Source organism: Bradyrhizobium sp. 142 (genome assembly GCF_023074015.1).
In the GTDB taxonomy this organism is placed as follows: domain Bacteria; phylum Pseudomonadota; class Alphaproteobacteria; order Rhizobiales; family Xanthobacteraceae; genus Bradyrhizobium.
In genome coordinates, this window is the sequence record NZ_JADPKQ010000465.1 from 1 (window position 1) to 18607 (window position 18607).

The following is an 18607-nucleotide window of genomic DNA, read 5'->3' on the forward strand; positions in this document are numbered from 1 at the left end:
CGACAAGCCTCCGCCAGTCAATCCCAGCAAGCCAAAGCCCAGGTTCTCTCTCGACCAGCTGGAGCTCATCTATGTGTGATTTTCCCGGGACAGCCCTGCCGCAAGCGGGAGAGGGAGCTCACCGCCGATGTCGCCGCATCGTGCACCCAGATGCGATGCCCTGGCCGATAGCCATAAGCGCTGTCTTCCAGGTCCGCCTGCCGGGAGAGGCCGGAGCGCATCGCAGATGCGATCCGGGTGAGGGGGAGCCGCCGCGAACTCAAGTTGTGCCGAAATTGCGGAAACAGCCCCTCACCCCAACCCTCTCCGCGCGAGCGAAGCTCGTCGCGGCCCCGTACGAACGGGGACAAGGAGACGGTGCACCATCCTTTTCAGCTTGAACCGGGGCCCGTTCCCGGGAGAATACCCCCTAAACAAAAGCCGGCGATTGATCCTGGTCCTGGCGGGACGGATGTCCTGCCGTCAGGTCAAGGCAAGGCGGATAAAGGGAACGGGAGCGCAGGCATGAATGTCCAGGGAACCGTGGAAGGAAAGGGCCGCTATCACGAGATCCACGCGCGCTCGCTGGCCGATCCCGAGGGGTTTTGGGCCGAGGCGGCAAAGGAGATCGACTGGATCGAGCCGCCGAAAAAGATCTTCGACGCCGCCCAGGGTACCTACGGCCGCTGGTTCAGCGGCGGCGTCGTCAACACCTGCTACAACGCGCTGGATCGACACGTCGAACGCGGCCGCGCCGACCAGGTCGCACTGATCCATGATTCGCCGCTCACCAACTCGGTCACAAAATTCACCTATGCCGAGCTCCTGGACGAGGTGCAGGCGCTCGCCGCAATCATGCAGGATTTCGGCGTCGCCAAAGGCGACCGCGTTATCCTGTATATGCCGATGGTGCCGGAGGCGGTGGTCGCGATGCTCGCTTGCGCCCGGATCGGTGCAGTGCACTCGGTGGTGTTCGGCGGCTTTGCGGCGAAGGAGCTCGCAACCCGCATCGACGATGCGCAGCCAAAACTGATCCTGTCGGCGAGTTGCGGCATCGAGCCCGGCCGCATCGTGCAGTACAAGCCGCTGCTCGACGAGGCTATCAGGCTCGCGGGCAGCAAGCCGAAAGCCTGCATCGTGCTGCAACGTCCGCAGCACATCTGCGACCTGACGCCGGGGCGCGATTACGATTGGGCGAGCCTGCGCCGCAAGGCGATGAACGACGGCAAGAAAGCACCTTGCGTGCCGGTCGCCGCCACCGATCCGCTCTACATCCTCTACACCTCGGGCACGACCGGCATTCCCAAGGGCGTCGTGCGCGACAATGGCGGCCATCTCGTCGCGGTGAAATGGTCGATGTTCAACCTCTACGGCGTCAAGCCCGGCGAGGTCTGGTGGTGCGGCTCCGATATCGGCTGGGTGGTCGGCCACAGCTACATCGTCTACGGCCCGCTGCTGCATGGCGCGACCACGGTCATGTACGAGGGCAAGCCGGTCGGCACGCCTGATGCCGGTGCGTTCTGGCGCGTGATTTCGGAGCACAAGGCAGTCGCCTTCTTTACCGCGCCGACCGCGTTCCGCGCCATTCGCAAGGACGATCCGGAAGGCAAGTTCATCCGGCAATACGACCTCTCCAGATTCCGCACGCTGTTCCTCGCCGGTGAGCGCGCCGATCCGCCGACGGTGGAATGGGCGGAAGCGCAGTTGAGGGTGCCGGTGATCGACCATTGGTGGCAGACCGAAACCGGCTGGTGCATCGCCGGCAATCCGGTCGGCCTCGGCATGCTGCCGGTGAAGCACGGCTCGCCGACGGTGCCGATGCCGGGCTATCAGGTCGATGTGGTCGATGAGGCGGCAAAGCCCGTTGCTCCCAACACCATGGGCTCGATCGTCATCAAGCTGCCGATGCCGCCCGGCTGCCTGCCGACGCTGTGGAATCAGGATGCGCGCTTTAGGGAAGCCTACCTCACCGAATTCCCCGGCTACTACAAGACGTCGGACGCCGGCTACAAGGACGAGGACGGCTATGTCTTCGTGATGGGCCGCACCGACGACATCATCAATGTCGCCGGCCATCGCCTGTCCACCGGCGGCATGGAGGAAATTCTGGCCTCGCATTCGGATGTCGCCGAATGCGCCGTGCTCGGCGTCAAGGACGCGATCAAGGGCGAGGTGCCCTGCGGCTTCCTGGTGCTCAAGGCCGGCGTCAAGCGCGCGCCTGGCGAGATCGAGAAGGAGATTGTCGCACTTGTACGCGACAAGCTCGGCCCCGTCGCCGCCTTCAAGCTCGCCATCACCGTCGGCCGCCTGCCCAAGACGCGCTCCGGAAAGATCTTGCGCGGCACCATTAAGAAGATTGCAGACGGCGAACCTTGGACCATGCCGGCGACGATCGAGGACCCCAAAGTGCTGGACGAGATCGGCGAGGCGCTGAAGGGCAGGGTGTGAGTCGAACTCCGCTGTCATTGCCCGCGCAGGCGGGCGATACAGTACTCCGCGGCCGGAATTGTGTGAACCAATGACCGCCGCGGCGTACTGGATTCCCCGCTTTCGCGGGGAATGACGACGAGCAGGGACTGCGCCTATAGACTTACAATCTCCGCATTCCGCGCTAAACAGGACCGGCCAATAGGAAACCTCGCATGCCACTCGCCGTCGCGCCGCGCCTGCTCACAGCCGTACTGCTCGCTGTCGCTCTCTCCGCCTGCTCCGCGCGCTACCAGACGCCGGTGGCGATGGGCGGTGACGATGACGATGCGGTGTGCCAGAGCCGCGGCTATGCGTCCGGCTCGCCGGAATACGTGGCCTGCCGCAAGGATCGTGACGTCCAACGCAGCGCCGCCACCGCCCGATCTGACCGCCGCCAGCGCGATCTCGGCGAATACATGCTAAACCATCCGGAGCGGCCGTAAGCCGCCCGGTCTACGGAGGCCATCATGAACGAGGACCAGTTCAACGCCAGCCTGCGCAAATTCCTGAAGCGAGTCGGCGTCACCTCGCAGCGCGAGATCGAAAAGGCCGTGCGCGATGCGATCGCGGCAGGTCGGATCAAGGACCATGAGAAGCTCAACGCGAAGATTGTGCTGACGATCGACAGCGTCGGACTCGTCTACGAGGTCAACGACACGATCGAGCTGGGCTGAATCTTCCGTGAGGCCTATGGGCGCGCTGTTCAACACAAGCCCAAACAAAAACGCGGCGAGTTACCCCGCCGCGTTCAAATTGTATTCGATAGCCAATGGAGAGCGGAGGACTACTCTTCCTCCTGCTCCTGCTTCTTGCCGCCAAGGGTTTTCAGCTTGGCGAACACGGCGTCGACATTGAGGTCGTCGCTCGACTTCTCGGCCGACTCGAACTCGTCCTTCTTGGTGGTCTCGGACGCCGGCAGCAGCGTCGCGCCGCCATAGGCTGCGTCGATCGGCTTTTCCTTGGCCGCGCGCGCCACTTCGAAATCGAGCTCAATCTGCGAGCAGAGGCCAAGGGTCACCGGATCGATGGGCGTCAGCGACGACGTATTCCAGTGGGTGCGGTCACGGACGCTCGCGATCGTGCTCTTGGTCGTGCCGACCAGGCGCATGATCTGGGCGTCCTTGAGTTCGGGATGGTTGCGCAGCAGCCACAGGATGGCGCTCGGGCGCTCGTGGCGACGCGAGACCGGGGTGTAACGCGGGCCCTTGCGCTTGGGCTGGGGCGGCAGCACCACCTTGCTCTCCTGAAGGCGGAGCCGGGCGTCCGGATTCCTCTCGGCCTTCTCGATCTCCTCGCGGGTCAGCTGGCCGTTGGAAATGGGGTCCATGCCCTTGATGCCCTGGGCGGCGTCGCCGTCGGCGATCGCCCGGATCTCGAGCGGATGCATCTTGGTGAAATCGGCGACCTGGTCGAAGGTCAGCGCGGTGTTGTCGAGCAGCCAGACGGCGGTCGCCTTGGGCATCAGAGGTGCGTTGCTCATGGCAAATCTCCTTTGTGCTTCGCCCACCCCTTTGGAGGCGAAACCGGTGGTCATCAGCGATGACTGGGAATTCGCGCTATATAAGCCCGTAGGGGGTGGCCACGCAATGGTTCTGCTATAGATAGTGCCTTGACAGCGCCCGAAAGGGGGCCCAATTCCCTGTAAGCCCGCACCTAAGCCCTATTCATCCATCGACCGCTTCCCGCCCATTTGGCGAGGTGATTCGGTCCCGAGATCGCCCAATGTCAGCCAAACCAGACCTCAAGATCGTGCTTTGTTCTCCCCGTGGCTTCTGCGCCGGGGTGGTCCGGGCGATCGACACCGTGGAACGGGCGCTCGATAAGTACGGCGCTCCCGTCTATGTTCGCCATGAGATTGTGCACAACAAGTATGTCGTCGATGGGTTGAAGAAGAAGGGCGCCATCTTCGTCGAGGAGCTCGCCGAAATCCCGGAAAACACCACCGCGCCGGTTGTATTCTCGGCCCATGGCGTGCCGAAATCGGTTCCGGCCGACGCCCAGTCCCGCAATTTGTTCTCGCTGGATGCGACCTGCCCGCTGGTGACCAAGGTGCACCGCGAGGCAGCGATTCACTTCAAGCGCGGCCGCGAGATCTTCCTGATCGGCCATTCCCATCACCCCGAGGTGGTCGGCACGCTCGGCCAACTCCCGGTCGGCGCCGTCACCCTGATCGAGACCGCCGAGGACGCCAAGACCATCACGCCGAAGGATCCGAACAACATTGCCTTTGTGACCCAGACCACGCTGTCGATCGATGATACCGCGGAGATCGTGGCGCTGCTCAAGGAGCGCTTCCCGAACATCAACGGTCCGCACAAGGAAGACATCTGCTACGCCACCACCAACCGCCAGCTCGCGGTGAAGAAAGTGGCGCCGGTGGTCGACGCGCTGATCGTGGTCGGTGCGCCGAACTCCTCGAACTCGCAGCGCCTGCGCGAGGTTGCCGAGCGCGAGGGCTGCCCGATCGCGGTGCTGGCGCAGCGCGCCGCCGACCTCGATTGGAAGCGGTTCGAGAACATCACCAGCCTCGGCATCACCGCGGGCGCCTCGGCGCCGGAAGTGATCGTCGAGGAGATCATGGACGCCTTTGCCGAGCGCTTCACACTGCATGTGGAGACGGTCTCGGCCGCGGAAGAGAACGAGTTCTTCCCGCTGCCGCGTTCGGTGCGCCCCGAAGCCGCCGCCGAGTAGACTTTTATGGCGGTCTACACCGACGTCGCCGCCGACGAGCTAGCGGATTTCCTTAAGCCATACGATCTCGGCGAATTGCTCTCCTACAAGGGCATCGCCGAGGGTGTCGAGAATTCAAACTTCCTGCTGCACACCACCAAGGGCTCGTACATCCTCACGCTCTATGAGAAGCGCGTGGCCAAGAACGATCTGCCGTACTTCCTGGCGCTGATGACGCATCTCGCCGAGCACGGCATCAGCTGCCCGCTTCCGGTCAAGGCCAAGGACGGCGAGGCGCTGCGCGAGCTGTCGGGACGGCCGGCCGCGATCATCACCTTTCTCGAAGGCGTCTGGCCGCGGAAGCCGAACGCCACCCATTGCGCCGGCGTCGGACAGGCGCTGGCGAAAATGCATCTGGCCGGCGCCAGTTTTTCAATCAAGCGCGCCAACGCGCTCTCGGTCGCCGGTTGGCGGCCGCTGTTCGATGCGGCCTCAAGCCGGGCCGACGAGGTACAGCCCGGCCTGTGCGCGTTCCTCGCCGCCGAGCTCGATCATCTATCGAGCGGCGTCTGGCCGAACAATTTGCCCGAGGGCGTCATCCACGCCGACCTCTTCAACGACAACGTCTTCTTCCTCGGTGACCAGCTCTCGGGGATCATCGACTTCACCTTCGCCTGCAACGACATGCTGGCCTATGACGTCGCGATCTGCCTGAATGCTTGGTGTTTCGAGCCGGATCACTCCTTTAACGTCACCAAGGCGCGGGCCTTCCTGAATGCCTATGGCCGTGTGCGAAAGCTGTCCGAGGCGGAAGAGACTGCACTGCCGCTGCTGGCGCGCGGTGCTGCGATCCGCTTCCTGCTGACGCGGCTGGTCGACTGGCTCAACGTGCCGCCGGGTGCGCTGGTCAAGCCGAAGGATCCTCTGGAATATGTCCGCAAGCTGCGCTTCCACCAGAGTGTCTCGAGCGTGCGCGACTACGGGCTGATGCCGTCAGGACTGGTCGCTTGAGCGAACTTCCCATTGTCAGCATCTTTACCGACGGCGCCTGCTCGGGAAATCCCGGGCCCGGCGGCTGGGGCGCGATCCTGAAATTCGGCGACAAGGAGAAGGAGCTCAAGGGCGGCGAGCGCCACACCACCAACAACCAGATGGAGTTGATGGCGGCGATCTCCGCGCTGGAAGCGCTGAAGAAGCCCTGCATCGTCGATCTCTATACCGACAGCCAATATGTGCGGCAGGGCATCACCGGCTGGATCCACGGCTGGAAGCGCAACGGCTGGCGCACCGCCGACAAGAAGCCGGTCAAGAACGTCGAGTTATGGCAGCGGCTCGATGCTGCGCTGAAACAGCACGAAATCCGCTGGCACTGGGTCAAGGGCCACGCCGGCCATCCCGAGAACGAACGCGCCGATCAGCTCGCGCGCGACGGGATTGCGATGGCGAGGTTGCAGCAGCGGGTGAGGGAGTAGGGCGAGCCCTGGCTCTCGCCGCTCGTCATGGCCGGGCTTGTCCCGGCCATCCACGCCTTACCGCGTGTGACGAAGAACGTGGATGCCCGGGACAAGCCCAGGCATGACGCCCTCGTTAGAGTCGTGACGGATCGAACCTTACAACTGCCCCAACAGCGTATCGCCGCCGGAGACCTCGACCTTGCCGGGCATCGCCTCGAGGTTCAGCTTCTTCACGACGCCGTCCTCGACCAGCATCGAGTAGCGCTTGGAGCGGATGCCCAGCCCGTTGCCGGAGGCATCTAATTCCATGCCTATCGCCTTGGTGAAGTCGGCATTGCCGTCGGCGAGGAAGATCGCCTCGTCGCGCTGGTCGGTGTCGCGCTTCCAGGCGTTCATGACGAATGCGTCATTGACGGAGACGATCGCGATGCTGTCGACGCCCTTGTCCTTGATGGCATAGGCGTTGAGGAAGATGCTCGGTAGATGCATCTTGTGGCAGGTGCCGGTGTAGGCGCCGGGCACCGCGAACAGCGCCACCTTCTTGCCCTTGAAGATATCGTCGGTGGTCTTCACCTGCGGACCTTCCGCGGTCATCACGCGGAATTTCGCTTCGGGCAGCTTGTCGCCAAGTTGGATCGCCATCATCATTCTCCCTCGAAATCGGTTCCGCTTTGTAGACCGAGCGGCCAGCCTGCACAATATTGCCGGCAACGCACGCGGCAAGAGCCTGGTCTCTTCACCGTTATGTCATCAGCCGCCAAAACCACCCTCATCGAGGAAGGCCTGCTCGTCCGGCGTGGTGTCGCGGCCGAGGAGGCGGTTGCGGTGGGGGAAGCGACCGAACCGGCGGATGATGTCGGCGTGCTCTCGGGCGTATTTCAGGCTCTCCTCATTGTCCGTGCCTTGAAGCAGCGCGACGCAGTGCAGCTGGTCGGATAGGTGCTCGGAATGCATGAAGGGCATGTAGAGGAATTCGAGCAGGGCTGGATCGACGTTTCGATCGGCGCCCCGATCGATGGCGCGGCGGGCGACGTCGCGCGCCAGCGCGTCGCTGGCGAAGGCGCAGGCGCTATCGCGGAACATGTTGCGGGGAAACTGGTCGAGCACGATGACGAGCGCCAGCGCGCCGTCGTCGCTGTCCTCCCAGGACGCCAGTCCGCCGGCGGCCGCCTTTTGCCACAGATCGAGAAAGCGGCGCCTGATGTCCGCATCGAACGCATCGTCGCGCTCGTACCAGCGGTCGCGGCCGGCCTCGCGCCAGAAAGCGAGAATGCCGGCTGGGTTAATGTCGCCGATGTCAATCATGAATCCAAGACGTGAATCCAAGACCTGCCTTACGCCGCCTCGGCCTTCTTCTCGTCCCGCAGCTGCCGGCGCAAGATCTTGCCGACGTTGGTCTTCGGCAGGTCGGTGCGGAATTCGATGTGCTTGGGCACTTTGTAGCCGGTGAGCTGCCCGTGACAGAACTTGATCACATCCTCGGCCGTGAGATTGGGATCCTTCTTCACCACGAAAGCCTTGACTGCCTCGCCCGATTTGGAATCGGGGATGCCGATCACGGCGCATTCGAGCACGCCCGGATGGCTCGCGATCACTTCCTCGATCTCGTTCGGATAGACGTTGAAGCCGGAGACCAGGATCATGTCCTTCTTGCGGTCAACGATCTTGGTGTAACCTCTCTCGTCCATCACGCCGATGTCCCCGGTGCGGAAATAGCCGTCCGCGGTCATCACGCTGGCGGTATCCTCCGGCCTGTTCCAGTACCCGGACATCACCTGCGGGCCCTTGGCGCAGATCTCGCCGGGCTGGCCCAGCGGAACCTCGTTGCCGTCGTCGTCGCGGATCGAGATCCAGGTCGAGGGCACGGGGATGCCGATCGAGCCGGAGAACTCGGTCGTGGTCGCCGGGTTGCAGGTCAGCGTCGGCGATGTCTCCGACAGGCCGTAGCCTTCGGCGATGAAGCAGCCGGTCACCGCCTTCCACTGCTCGGCGACAGGGCGCTGTACCGCCATGCCGCCGCCGTTGGAGATCTTCAGCTTGGAGAAGTCGAGCTTCTTGAAATCGGGGTGATGCATCAAGCCGTTGTAGAGCGTGTTGACGGCCGGGAAGCTGTTAACCTGGTACTTCGCCAATTCCTTGATGAAGCCGGCGATGTCGCGCGGATTGGGGATCAACAGATTGCAGCCGCCGGCGCGCACCGCGAGCAGATAGCAGGCCGTCAGCGCGAAGATGTGGTAGAGCGGCAGCGCGCAGACGATCAGGAGCTGGTCGATCTGCGGCGGCTGTGCCAGCGCTGGCTGGAGCCAGGCGTCGTTCTGCAGGACGTTGGCGACAATGTTGCGGTGGAGCAGCGTGGCGCCCTTGGAGAGGCCGGTGGTACCGCCGGTATATTGCAGGAAGGCGACGTCGCCGGGTGATAGTTTTGGCTTGTTGAAAGTCATGCCGCGGCCGGCCGATAGCGCGTCATTGAAGGGCACCGCGCCAGGCAGCGACCAGGCCGGCACCATCTTCTTCACGCGGCGGACGACGAGATTGACGATGACGCCCTTGAAGCCGAGCAGGTCGCCCATGCTGGCGACGATGACGTGCTTCACGGCCGTCTTGGCGATCACCTGCTGGACGGTGTGGGCGAAGTTCTCCAGCACAATGACGGCTTCGGCGCCGGAGTCCTTGAGCTGGTGCTCGAGCTCGCGCGGGGTGTAGAGCGGGTTGACGTTGACGACCGCGAAGCCGGCGCGCAGCACGGCGGCGGTCGCGACCGGATATTGCAGCACGTTCGGCATCATGATCGCGACGCGGGCGCCGCGCTGGAGGCCGCGGCCTTGCAGATAAGATGCGAGCGCCAGCGACATCTGGTCGAGATCGCGATAGCTGATCGCCTTGTCCATGCAGATGAACGCCTTGCGGTCGGCGAACTTCGCGAAGCTCTCCTCCAGCAGGTCGACCAGCGATGCGTATTGGGTCGCATCGATGTCTGCGGGCACGCCGGGCGGATATTGCTTGAGCCAGATGCGCTCCATGGAAACTCCCCTCTCTTGCCTGAGCCCGTTGTGTCTCGGGCTTGCCTCGTTGCCGGCAGTATCGAGCCTGCCGGAACAGGTGGCAAGCGTTCGAGGATTATGGCAAAGGCCGGGAAGTGGCTACTGGAATCGTCGCAAACCCTCTGCCGCAGGTGCGAAGGGCGGGCGCGCTCTCGCCTCGATGAGCCGTTAACTATTGTTGGCCGGCTTGGCTGCGGGCTTGGTCGCGGCCTTGGGTTTTGCGGGCTTGGCTTGCTCAGCGTTTGCAGCGGGCTTCGCCGTGGCATCAGGCTTGGCAGCGGTGGGCTTGACAGCGGTGGGCTTGGCCGCGGCATGCTTGGTCCCGGCCGGTTTGGCCGCACTCTTGGCGTCGCTTTTCGCGTCAGGCTTGGCGTCCGGCCTCGCCGCCGCTGTCTTGGTATCCTTGCTGGCGTCCTTGCGTGTGTCCTTGCTCGCGTCCTTGGGCTTGTCGGCCGCGTCGGGCTTCTTGGCCACGCGCGACTTCTTGCCACGCGGCTTCGCGGTCGCCTGCTGGTCAGCGTCGGCCGCGACCGCTGCGATCAGGGCCGTGCCGGTGCGGGTCGGGCCGGTATAAACCAGCACGGGCTCGGCGGACGCGGCGGCCGTGGCCATCAGCTCGGAGGCCTTCATTAAGGGCGGTTGAAGCCCTGCGGCGAAGAAGGTCACCTGGGCCTCACCGCCGGTGGCCGAGGCCGATCCGGTCGCGCCGCCATTGGTCGCGATCAGCGCGTCGTCATCGTCGCTGGCCGGCCGCTTGCGGTGGCCGCCGCACATGTCGTCGCGCAGGTTCGGCGGCGATGCATCGACCGGTACCAAATTGTCGACGGTGCCGAGCGCGGGACGTAGCCACGACAGGTTGTCCTGGCTGAAGCCGCGCTCCAGGAGCTGCGCCGCCTTCACCGCGCGCGCGGTGCCGGAGCTGGCGCCGAGCACCACCGCGATCAACCGGCGGCCGTTGCGCGTCGCCGACGCGACGAGGTTGTAGCCGGAGGCGCAGATGAAGCCGGTCTTGAAGCCGTCGGCGCCGGGATAGCGGCCGATCAGCTTGTTGAAATTCCCCGTGACGCGCTTGCCGAAGCGAATTGCCGGAATGTGCACGAAGTATTCGTATTCCGGCAGGTCGCGCAGGAACGAGCGCGCGAGAATGCCGAGATCCCGTGCGGACGTGATCTGGCCATCGGCGGGCAGGCCGTTGGGGTTGACGTAGCTCGTCTGCGTCATGCCGAGCTTCTTCGCGGTGTCGTTCATCATCGCCGAGAAGCCGTCGATCGAGCCGCCGATGCCTTCGGCAAGCACCACGGCCATGTCATTCGCCGACTTCACCATCATCATCTTCAGCGCGTTGTCGACGGTGAGCTGCGTTCCCGGACGGAATCCCATTTTCGAGGGCGATTGCGAGGCCGCCGTCGGCGACACCGTGAGCAGCGTATCGAGCGTGAGCTTGCCGTCCTTGACCGCCTTCAGCGTCACATAGGCAGTCATGATCTTGGTAACGGAAGCCGGATACCAGGGAATGGTCGCGTTATCGGCCTGCAACACCTTGCCGCTGTCGGCTTCGATCAGCAGCAGCGCTTCGGCGCCGGCCGCGCGCGGGGCAAGCAGCGCAGCGCATGCGAGTGCCGCCGCGAACAGGTTGAACAGGGAATTGCGAAGCAGCGGGCGAAATGCGTGCACTATCCGATTCCGGTCCTGGGAGACCCGCCGGTTGCGGACGGCTCTCGTGATCTGAGTTTCGGGTTTGAAATCCTGCGCCGCCGCTTGCGGCGCTGCAAACCTATACTGGCTCATGGGTCGAGAACAGGGGGCTCGGCCGGGTATTCAGTGATGAAATAGGCCGAATTTCGACAGTGCTACGGGGACTTGACCGCAGTCGCAGCAGCCTCAGCCGCTGTCACGCTGGTCCGTGCGCTCTCCTGGACCATGAACTGGGCCTTGGCGAGCTCGGCAAAATGGCCACTCTTGGCAACGAGTTCATCGAAAGTTCCGCTTTCGATCACCCGCCCGTTCTCGAACACCAGGATCCGTGTGGCATTGCGGATGGTGGAGAGGCGGTGGGCGATCACGAAGGTGGTTCGGCCCTTCATCACTTCGTCGAGAGCGGTATTCACCTTGGCCTCGGTGACGGCGTCGAGCGCGCTCGTCGCCTCGTCCAAGATCAGGATCGGCGGGTCCTTCAGTAGAGCGCGTGCGATCGACAGTCGCTGCCGCTCGCCGCCGGAGAGCATGCGGCCCCGCTCGCCGGCATTGGTTTCGAAGCCGCCGCTGCGCTCGATGAATTCGAGCGCCTGCGCGCGCTCCGCCGCCTTGCGCATCTCGGCTTCGGTCGCATCCGGCTTGCCGACGCGCAAATTCTCCGCGATCGAGCGGTTGAACAGCAGCGCTTCCTGAAACACCACGCCGATATTCCGCCGCAGCGATGTCAGCGTCACGCCGCGCACGTCCATGCCGTCGATCTTGATGAAGCCGGATTGCGGATCGAAGGCGCGATGCAGCAGCGCGATCGCGGTGGATTTGCCCGCACCAGTGGCGCCAACCAGCGCGATGGTCTGGCCGGGCAGCGCGGTGAAGGAGAGATCCTCGACCGCCGGCCGCTTGCCGTCGTAGGAGAAGGTGACGTCGTGGAATTCGACGAGGCCCGAGAGCCTGCCGGCATCGATCGCGTCGGGCCGGTCGTGGACCGCAGGCACGGCGTCGAGTACATTGAAGAACTCGCGCAGCCGCGGCGCTTCCATGAAAACGTTGTTGATGAAGCTCACGACCTGCTCGAGCTTCTGGATCAGAAGCGTTGCAAAGCTCACGAACGTCACGATTTCGCCGACCGAGGTCAGCCCCTGGTCGTGCAGCGCGATGCCGAGCGTGAAGATCGCGAGCACCGTGATGGTGGTGGAAGCCCGCGTGATGACGGTGACGAGCGCCCACCAGGACAGCACCGGCATTTGCGCCGCAAGCAATTGATCGGCGACGGAGCGCAATCCCTTCACCTCGGATTCGACGCGGACAAAACTCTGCACCAGCGCGACATTGCCGAGCGCGTCGGAGGCGCGCGCGGAGAGTTCGCTGTAGTGCTCCTCCACCTCCATCTGCATGCCGAAGGTCCTGCGCACGACGAAGGTCGTCAAGGCGGTGAAGACGATGCAGAGCACGAACAGCAGGATCGCCAGCCGCCAGTTCAGGTACAGCGACAGTGGCAGCAGCACCACGACTGAGAGGATCGCGGCAAAATGCTCGCGGAAGAAACCGAGCCACAGCCGCCACAGCGCGTCGGTGCCGTTGAGCATCACCTTCATCAGCCGGCCCGAATGGGTGCCGGAGTGGAAGGTCAACGGCAGTTGCAGGATGTGCTCGAAATAATCGGTCAGCACTGCCTGGCGCTGGCGGTGCGAGAGGCGGTCGGCCTGCAGAGCAACGAGCGCGCTGCAGGCGATGGTGAACAGCCCGAACGCGACCCAGGCCATGAGGAAGGGCCAGGCCGAGTTCGATCCGGCCACCGCGTTGCCGGAGAGCACGTCGACGATCCGGCCGAACAGCACGGGCTCGGCGAACTGCGAGGCGGCAAGCAGGAGATTGGCGAACGCCAGCAGCCAGCCCAGCCGCGCTTCCTTGCCGAGCAGTTCGAGAACGCGGGTGTAGAGGCTGAAAATGGACATGCTGTCGAGGAGCTCGGGCGGATCGGCGGGGTGAACTCGTACTCTAATCAGGGATCGCCCGCGAGATACAGCGGAAGCTGCAAGTTTTGCTCAATTGATCAGCCGCCCTTCGACCGGCGGCAGGAAGCGGTCGTCGAAGATATCACCCGCCGCGGGTTTCTTGCGGAACTTGAAATCCTGTGCGATCTGGTCGATCGAGCGCTCAAGGCGCGCCGGGTCGATGCCGCCGAGGCCGTTGCGGCGGACCTCGTCGGTCAGGATATTGTCGACGAGCACGGTGCGCAGGCGTTCCAGCTCGCGGTCGCCGTCGTCGATATGGCTTGCGGCCTCCTCCGCCGCGAGCGCCGGCTGCTTGACGGTGGCGTTGATGCCGGCAATCAATGCGCGAACAAATCCTTTCATTGCGTCAGGCTTCGCTGCGGCAAAGGCGGGATTGGCCGCCACGGCAAAGCCATAGGCTTGGCAGCCGTAGTCAGCATAGCGCAGCACGACGAGATCGCCTCCGGGCACGCCGCGATCGCGCAAGTTGACCGCCGACAGATAGCTGAAACCGGCGACGGCATCGACCTGGCCCGCGGAGAGGATAGGCTCGCGGACCGCTGCGCTGATCTTGCGGAATTTCACATGCTGCGTGTTGATGCCGTTCTGCTGCGCCAGCGCCGGCCACAGTCGCATCGACAGATCGCCGTCGGCAACGCCGACCGTCTTGCCGTCGAGGTCGGGCAGGAGGTGGACGCCGCGACTCCTGCGGGCGACGACGGCGTAAGGCGCGCGGTTGAACAGCACGAACACCGCCTTGACCGGCGCCGCATCGTCCTTGTCGCGAAAGCGGATCAGCTCGTTGATGTCGACGAGCGCAAGCTCGCTGTCGCCCTTGGCGACGCGTGCGAGTGCTTCCGGCGATCCAGCCACGGTGTTGAAGGACACGTTGAGATGTTCGGCGGCGAATTTGCCGTCCTTCGTTGCGAGAAAGAACGGCGCCATGCTCGCGTCGATGGGGCGGTCGAAGGTGAAGTGGATCGCGACGGACGGCGCGGCGGCCTCGGCCGCATCGACGTCGCGTGGGGCGAGCGCGGCAAACGAGATTGCAAGAGCCAGGACGCGGCCAAAGGCGATGGTCTTGAGTCCAAACATCAGTCGCGCCGATCCCGCATTTGTTATGGTTTCGTGACGCTCGGAGCGCCGGCTCGCGATAAGTCTGTCCGCGCCAACATGAACGGCGGATGAGCGGCGGTTGCGTCACGATCACGCAACCCCGTTCAGCTTGTGTTGGGGTTCGGGAACCCAACATGGGGATGTGGTGTTTGAGGACATGAGCCTGTCTCGAGGCACCATTGAAGGTCCCAAGGAGGGTCCAGGACATGTTTGACAGATTTTCGAAGCGTGCCGGCCGCAAGGCCGTTTTTGCCACCGCCGTGGTGCTGGCTCTCACCGCCGTCGCCCCCACGGCTTCGTTCGCGGGCGGCCGCCACTGGCATGGCGGGGGCGGAGCGGCGGCAGCGGCAGCCTTTGCCGGCATCGTCGGCACCGGCCTTGCGATCGCCGCAAGCCGCGACGCCTACGCCTATGACTACGGTCCCGCTTACTATGGCGGCCCAGTCTACTACAGCGGCCCGGCCTACTACGGCAACGGGCCCTATTACGGACGTGATCCGGACTATCCGTATCAGGGATACGTCGGTCGCGACCCGTTTGCCACCTGCAGCCGAAGCGGTGCGAATTGTTGGTGACCCGTTGACCAAGAAAAGCTGGCGCTGCCTGCAGCGCCAGCCTATTTTTCGTTGATTGTCGGACGTTAACGCGTCGACCATTGGTTTAGAGTAGTTTTGCGTACATGAGTGATTCGCTTGAGCGGCTATATCTGGCTGTGCTCGCGGCCAGGGACCTTGATCCGGCAACATCGCGCACCGCGCGGCTGTTTCAGCGCGGCCCTTCCAAAATGGCGAAGAAGCTGGCCGAAGAGGCCATCGAGGTCGTCATCGATGCGGTCAACGGCGATAGCGAAGCCGTGATCCGGGAAAGCGCCGACCTGCTCTACAATCTTACCGTGCTCTGGGCCTCGGCCGGCGTCCGACCTGAAGATGTCTGGCGCGAGATGACGCGGCGGGAAGAAATGCTCGGCATCGCCGAGAAACTGCCGAAGTCGCCGATGAAGCTGCCCAAAGTTGCGTCACCGCGCGTCGCCGCCAGGCGGCCAATTGTCGCGCTTGAAGGCCGCACCGCGCGCAAGCGTCACTAGAATTGGCGCAAATCGGCCCCATCTCGGCATGGACAAATCCGTCCCATGGTGCTTCATCGCGGCGCCATGCTGAAACGTATCTACGACTGGTGCATCGACGCCGCCCACAAGCCCTATGCTCTCTGGATCATGGGCGCCGTGGCTTTCGCTGAAAGCTCCTTCTTTCCCGTCCCCCCGGACGTGATGCTGATCCCGATGTCACTGGCGCGCCCGCAGCGCGCCTGGGTCTATGCGGCGGTCTGCACGGCGACCTCGGTGGTCGGAGGCCTGCTGGGGTACGCCATCGGTGCGTTGCTCTTCGACTCGGTCGGCCATTGGCTGATCCAGGTCTATGGCCTCGGCGACAAGGTTGACGCGTTCCGCGCCTCCTATGCTGAGTGGGGCGCGGTGATCATCCTGCTCAAGGGCCTGACGCCGATTCCCTACAAGCTCGTCACCATCACCTCGGGCTTTGCCGGCTACAATGTCGGCCTCTTCATCCTGTGCTCGATCGTTGCGCGCGGCGGACGTTTCTTCATCGTCGCCATCCTGCTCAACCGCTATGGCGATTGGATCCGGGTCAGGATCGAGAAGCATCTCGGATTGTGGGTGGCGATCGGTGCTACAGTGCTCGTGCTGGGCTTCGTGATCGCGATCAAGCTGATCTAGCGCATGATCCGGTCCGGAAGGGCCGCGTCGCGCAAAGTGTGAAGCGGCTTTCCCTCCAATTGCGGAACGCGTTTGCGCGGAGATCATGCTCAGTCAATAACGTTACATCGGCGCTTTGCCACTGCGCCGGCTTCGGCTACGGTTGCCGTCATGATGGTTCGATCCGGCAATCCGGCGGTGCGGCTGGGGACGCTGACTTCAGCGCTGCTGCTGCTCCTGCTCGGCTTCAGCGCGACCGGATGGGCGCAATCGGCATCGGCTCCGGCGCTCGGCGTGCAGGAGCAAGGACCGCCGCCATCGACACCCGCTCCCCCGGGGCCGCCGGCGCGCGAGGAAAATTCCGGGCTGATCAATGAAATGGGCAAGCTGTTCGACAAGGTGCCCTCGTTTCTGCCGCCGCTCAAAAGCCCCAGCGAGACCATGAACGACCTGTCACGCCTGGCGAAGCCGTCCACCATGGTGTCGGGGCGCGCGGCCTGCCCGGTCTCGTCGAACGGAGGGCCAGACTGCAAGCAGGCCGCCGACCAACTCTGCCAGAGCAAGGGCTACAAGGAAGGCAAGAGCCTGAACGCCGACTCGGCGGAAAAATGCTCGGCCAAGGTTTTGATCCCGGGCAGGGCCCGCAAGCCAGACGATTGCCGCACCGATACGTTCGTCACCAGCGCGCTGTGCCAGAACTGATGCCAAGAACTGATACCATGATGCTGCGCGCGAGTAACAAGGAGTGCCCATGAGCCGTACGGAGCAGGACTTCCTCGGACCGCGTGAGATCGCCGACGACATCTACTATGGCGTCCAGACCATTCGCGGGAAGGAGAACTTCCACATCACCGGCATTCCGATGAGCCAGGAGCCTTACTTCGTGAAGGCGCTTGGTTACGTCAAGAAGGCCGCCGCCATGGCCAATTGCGACCTCGGCGTGCTCGACGCCAAGGTCGCCGACGCGATCATCGTCGGCTGCGATCGCGTCATCGCCGGCGACATGATGGATCAGTTCGTCACCGACTTCATCCAGGGCGGCGCCGGCACTTCCACCAACATGAACGCCAACGAGGTGATCGCCAATCTCGCGCTGGAATCGCTCGGCTTTGCGAAGGGCGACTATCAGCATGTCAGCCCAAACGATCACGTTAATTACGGCCAGTCGACCAACGACACCTATCCGACCGCCTTTCGACTGGCGCTGATCCTGCGGCTCGAGAGCTACATGACGGCGCTACGCCAGCTCCAGGAGGCCTTCTTCGCCAAGGGCAGGGAGTTCGATCGCGTGCTGAAGATGGGCCGCACGCATCTTCAGGACGCCGTGCCGATGTCGCTCGGCGCCGAATTCCGCGGCTGGGGAACTACCATGGGCGAGGAGGTCGATCGAATCTCCGAGGCCCGCGCGCTGCTGCGCGAGATCAATCTCGGCGCCACCGCGATCGGCACCTCCGTCACCGCGGCGCACGGCTATCCCAAGCTCGCAGTCCGGCATTTGAGCGCGCTCACCGGCGTCGATTTCGTGCTCGCGGGCGATCTTGTCGAGGCGACCTCGGATACCGGTGCCTACGTGCAATTGTCCGGCGTGCTGAAGCGCACCGCGAGCAAGCTCACCAAGATCTGCAACGACATCCGCCTGCTAGCCTCGGGTCCACGCGCCGGCTTCAACGAGATCAACTTGCCGCAGCTGCAGCCCGGCTCGTCGATCATGCCCGGCAAGGTCAATCCCGTGATCCCCGAGATCGTCAACCAGACCAGCTTCCTCGTCATCGGGCTCGACACCACGGTGACGCTTGCAGCAAGCGCCGGCCAGCTCCAGCTCAACGTGATGGAGCCGGTGATCTCGTTCGCGCTGTTCTTCTCGATCCGAACCATGGAACGCGCGGTCAACAGCCTGCGCGAGAATTGCGTCGTCGGCATCACCGCCAACGAAGAGCACACCCGCAACATGGTGCTGAACTCGCTCGGTATCGTTACGGTGCTGAAGCCGCTGCTCGGCTACAAGCAATGCGCCGAGATCGCGCGCGAAGGTTACAAGAGCGGCAAGTCGCTGCATCAGATCGTTGTGGTCGAACGGAAATTGCTCACGCAGGAGAAGTGGGACGAGATGTTCTCGTTCGAGCGGCTGATCAATCCGGATCTGATTGGGTAGCTGTTCGTCATCCGCAGTTTCCGCCTCGTCATTGCGAGGAGCCGTTGCGACGAAGCAATCCAGCGTGCCTCCGCCGATGAATTTCTGGATTGCTTGTGCGCCAGGCAAGCTGGCGCGGTCCAACCGGTGGAAGTCCGGTCCGGGTAAGCCGTAGCGGGCGCCCGGTAGTGAGTGTTGCGGTGTCGTCGGCGACGGCGGCAGCGAAGCGTACACAACGATGCTGTGGGGTGGGCTATTGAGCCGCGAAAGACAGAAACTCGCAGAGGCCGAGGCGGTAAGCAACGTCGAAGGCAACATGTGCGGTCCCGTTATGCGAGGGGCTGACGCTC

General features: G+C 63.8%; 18 protein-coding genes. 11 read left to right on the top strand and 7 right to left on the bottom strand.

Annotated features, from left to right (window positions below):
- Positions 1-504 precede the first annotated feature (504 nt).
- The 3 genes from IVA82_RS42295 (at position 505) to IVA82_RS42305 (ending at position 3122) form a co-directional block, all read left to right on the top strand.
- Complete coding sequence (locus IVA82_RS42295) at positions 505-2427, top strand: propionyl-CoA synthetase (RefSeq protein ID WP_247382512.1); 1923 nt, start codon at positions 505-507, stop codon at positions 2425-2427.
- Between the two features lie 194 nt (positions 2428-2621).
- Positions 2622-2891, top strand: coding sequence for a hypothetical protein (locus IVA82_RS42300; RefSeq protein WP_247382514.1), 270 nt, complete (start codon positions 2622-2624; stop codon positions 2889-2891).
- Between the two features lie 24 nt (positions 2892-2915).
- Positions 2916-3122, top strand: a complete 207-nt coding sequence (locus tag IVA82_RS42305) for a DUF6494 family protein (protein ID WP_247382516.1) — start codon at positions 2916-2918, stop codon at positions 3120-3122.
- Positions 3123-3232: 110 nt separating this feature from the next.
- Here the strand turns inward: IVA82_RS42305 and IVA82_RS42310 are convergent, their stop codons facing one another.
- Positions 3233-3928 (bottom strand): cell cycle transcriptional regulator TrcR, encoded by a 696-nt coding sequence (locus IVA82_RS42310; RefSeq protein WP_247382517.1) that lies wholly within the window; start codon positions 3926-3928, stop codon positions 3233-3235.
- 242 nt (positions 3929-4170) lie between these two features.
- Between IVA82_RS42310 and ispH the strand changes: the two genes are divergently transcribed.
- From ispH to rnhA, 3 genes are read left to right on the top strand one after another with little or no spacing between them, the layout of a single operon-like run.
- The gene (ispH, locus tag IVA82_RS42315) at positions 4171-5139 is read left to right on the top strand and encodes a 4-hydroxy-3-methylbut-2-enyl diphosphate reductase (RefSeq protein WP_247382519.1); all 969 of its coding nucleotides are present in this window, start codon (positions 4171-4173) and stop codon (positions 5137-5139) included.
- Between the two features lie 6 nt (positions 5140-5145).
- Entirely contained in the window at positions 5146-6129 is a 984-nt protein-coding gene (locus IVA82_RS42320; protein ID WP_247382520.1) for a homoserine kinase, read from the top strand.
- Complete coding sequence (gene rnhA / locus IVA82_RS42325; RefSeq protein ID WP_247382521.1) at positions 6126-6590, top strand: ribonuclease HI; 465 nt, start codon at positions 6126-6128, stop codon at positions 6588-6590. Before IVA82_RS42320 ends, rnhA begins: the two co-directional genes overlap by 4 nt.
- A 138-nt stretch (positions 6591-6728) precedes the next feature.
- On the opposite strand, the gene IVA82_RS42330 is transcribed toward rnhA, so the two are convergent.
- The 6 genes from IVA82_RS42330 to IVA82_RS42355 all read right to left on the bottom strand — a co-directional run bounded on the left by IVA82_RS42330 (position 6729) and on the right by IVA82_RS42355 (position 14394).
- Positions 6729-7214, bottom strand: a complete 486-nt coding sequence (locus IVA82_RS42330; protein ID WP_148738241.1) for a peroxiredoxin — start codon at positions 7212-7214, stop codon at positions 6729-6731.
- A 108-nt stretch (positions 7215-7322) separates the two neighbouring features.
- The gene (locus IVA82_RS42335; protein WP_247382523.1) at positions 7323-7877 is read right to left on the bottom strand and encodes a DUF924 family protein; all 555 of its coding nucleotides are present in this window, start codon (positions 7875-7877) and stop codon (positions 7323-7325) included.
- Between the two features lie 29 nt (positions 7878-7906).
- On the bottom strand, positions 7907-9592 hold the full coding sequence (locus tag IVA82_RS42340) for a long-chain fatty acid--CoA ligase (protein WP_247382524.1): 1686 nt from the start codon (positions 9590-9592) through the stop codon (positions 7907-7909).
- Positions 9593-9781: 189 nt separating this feature from the next.
- The gene (locus IVA82_RS42345; RefSeq protein WP_247382525.1) at positions 9782-11287 is read right to left on the bottom strand and encodes a D-alanyl-D-alanine carboxypeptidase family protein; all 1506 of its coding nucleotides are present in this window, start codon (positions 11285-11287) and stop codon (positions 9782-9784) included.
- 176 nt (positions 11288-11463) lie between these two features.
- On the bottom strand, positions 11464-13260 hold the full coding sequence (locus IVA82_RS42350) for a glucan ABC transporter ATP-binding protein/ permease (protein WP_247382527.1): 1797 nt from the start codon (positions 13258-13260) through the stop codon (positions 11464-11466).
- A 90-nt stretch (positions 13261-13350) separates the two neighbouring features.
- Positions 13351-14394, bottom strand: coding sequence for an ABC transporter substrate-binding protein (locus IVA82_RS42355; RefSeq protein WP_247382529.1), 1044 nt, complete (start codon positions 14392-14394; stop codon positions 13351-13353).
- A 227-nt stretch (positions 14395-14621) separates the two neighbouring features.
- Between IVA82_RS42355 and IVA82_RS42360 the strand changes: the two genes are divergently transcribed.
- From IVA82_RS42360 to IVA82_RS42380, 5 genes are all read left to right on the top strand, one after another.
- Positions 14622-14990 carry a hypothetical protein gene (locus tag IVA82_RS42360; RefSeq protein ID WP_247382530.1) on the top strand — a complete coding sequence of 123 codons (369 nt, stop codon included), beginning with the start codon at positions 14622-14624 and terminating at the stop codon, positions 14988-14990.
- Positions 14991-15094: 104 nt separating this feature from the next.
- On the top strand, positions 15095-15499 hold the full coding sequence (hisE, locus tag IVA82_RS42365) for a phosphoribosyl-ATP diphosphatase (RefSeq protein WP_247382531.1): 405 nt from the start codon (positions 15095-15097) through the stop codon (positions 15497-15499).
- 45 nt (positions 15500-15544) lie between these two features.
- Positions 15545-16147, top strand: coding sequence for a YqaA family protein (locus IVA82_RS42370; protein WP_247382532.1), 603 nt, complete (start codon positions 15545-15547; stop codon positions 16145-16147).
- Positions 16148-16297: 150 nt separating this feature from the next.
- Positions 16298-16828, top strand: a complete 531-nt coding sequence (locus tag IVA82_RS42375) for a hypothetical protein (protein WP_247382533.1) — start codon at positions 16298-16300, stop codon at positions 16826-16828.
- A gap of 49 nt (positions 16829-16877) precedes the next feature.
- Positions 16878-18278 carry an aspartate ammonia-lyase gene (locus IVA82_RS42380; protein WP_247382534.1) on the top strand — a complete coding sequence of 467 codons (1401 nt, stop codon included), beginning with the start codon at positions 16878-16880 and terminating at the stop codon, positions 18276-18278.
- Positions 18279-18607 lie beyond the last annotated feature (329 nt).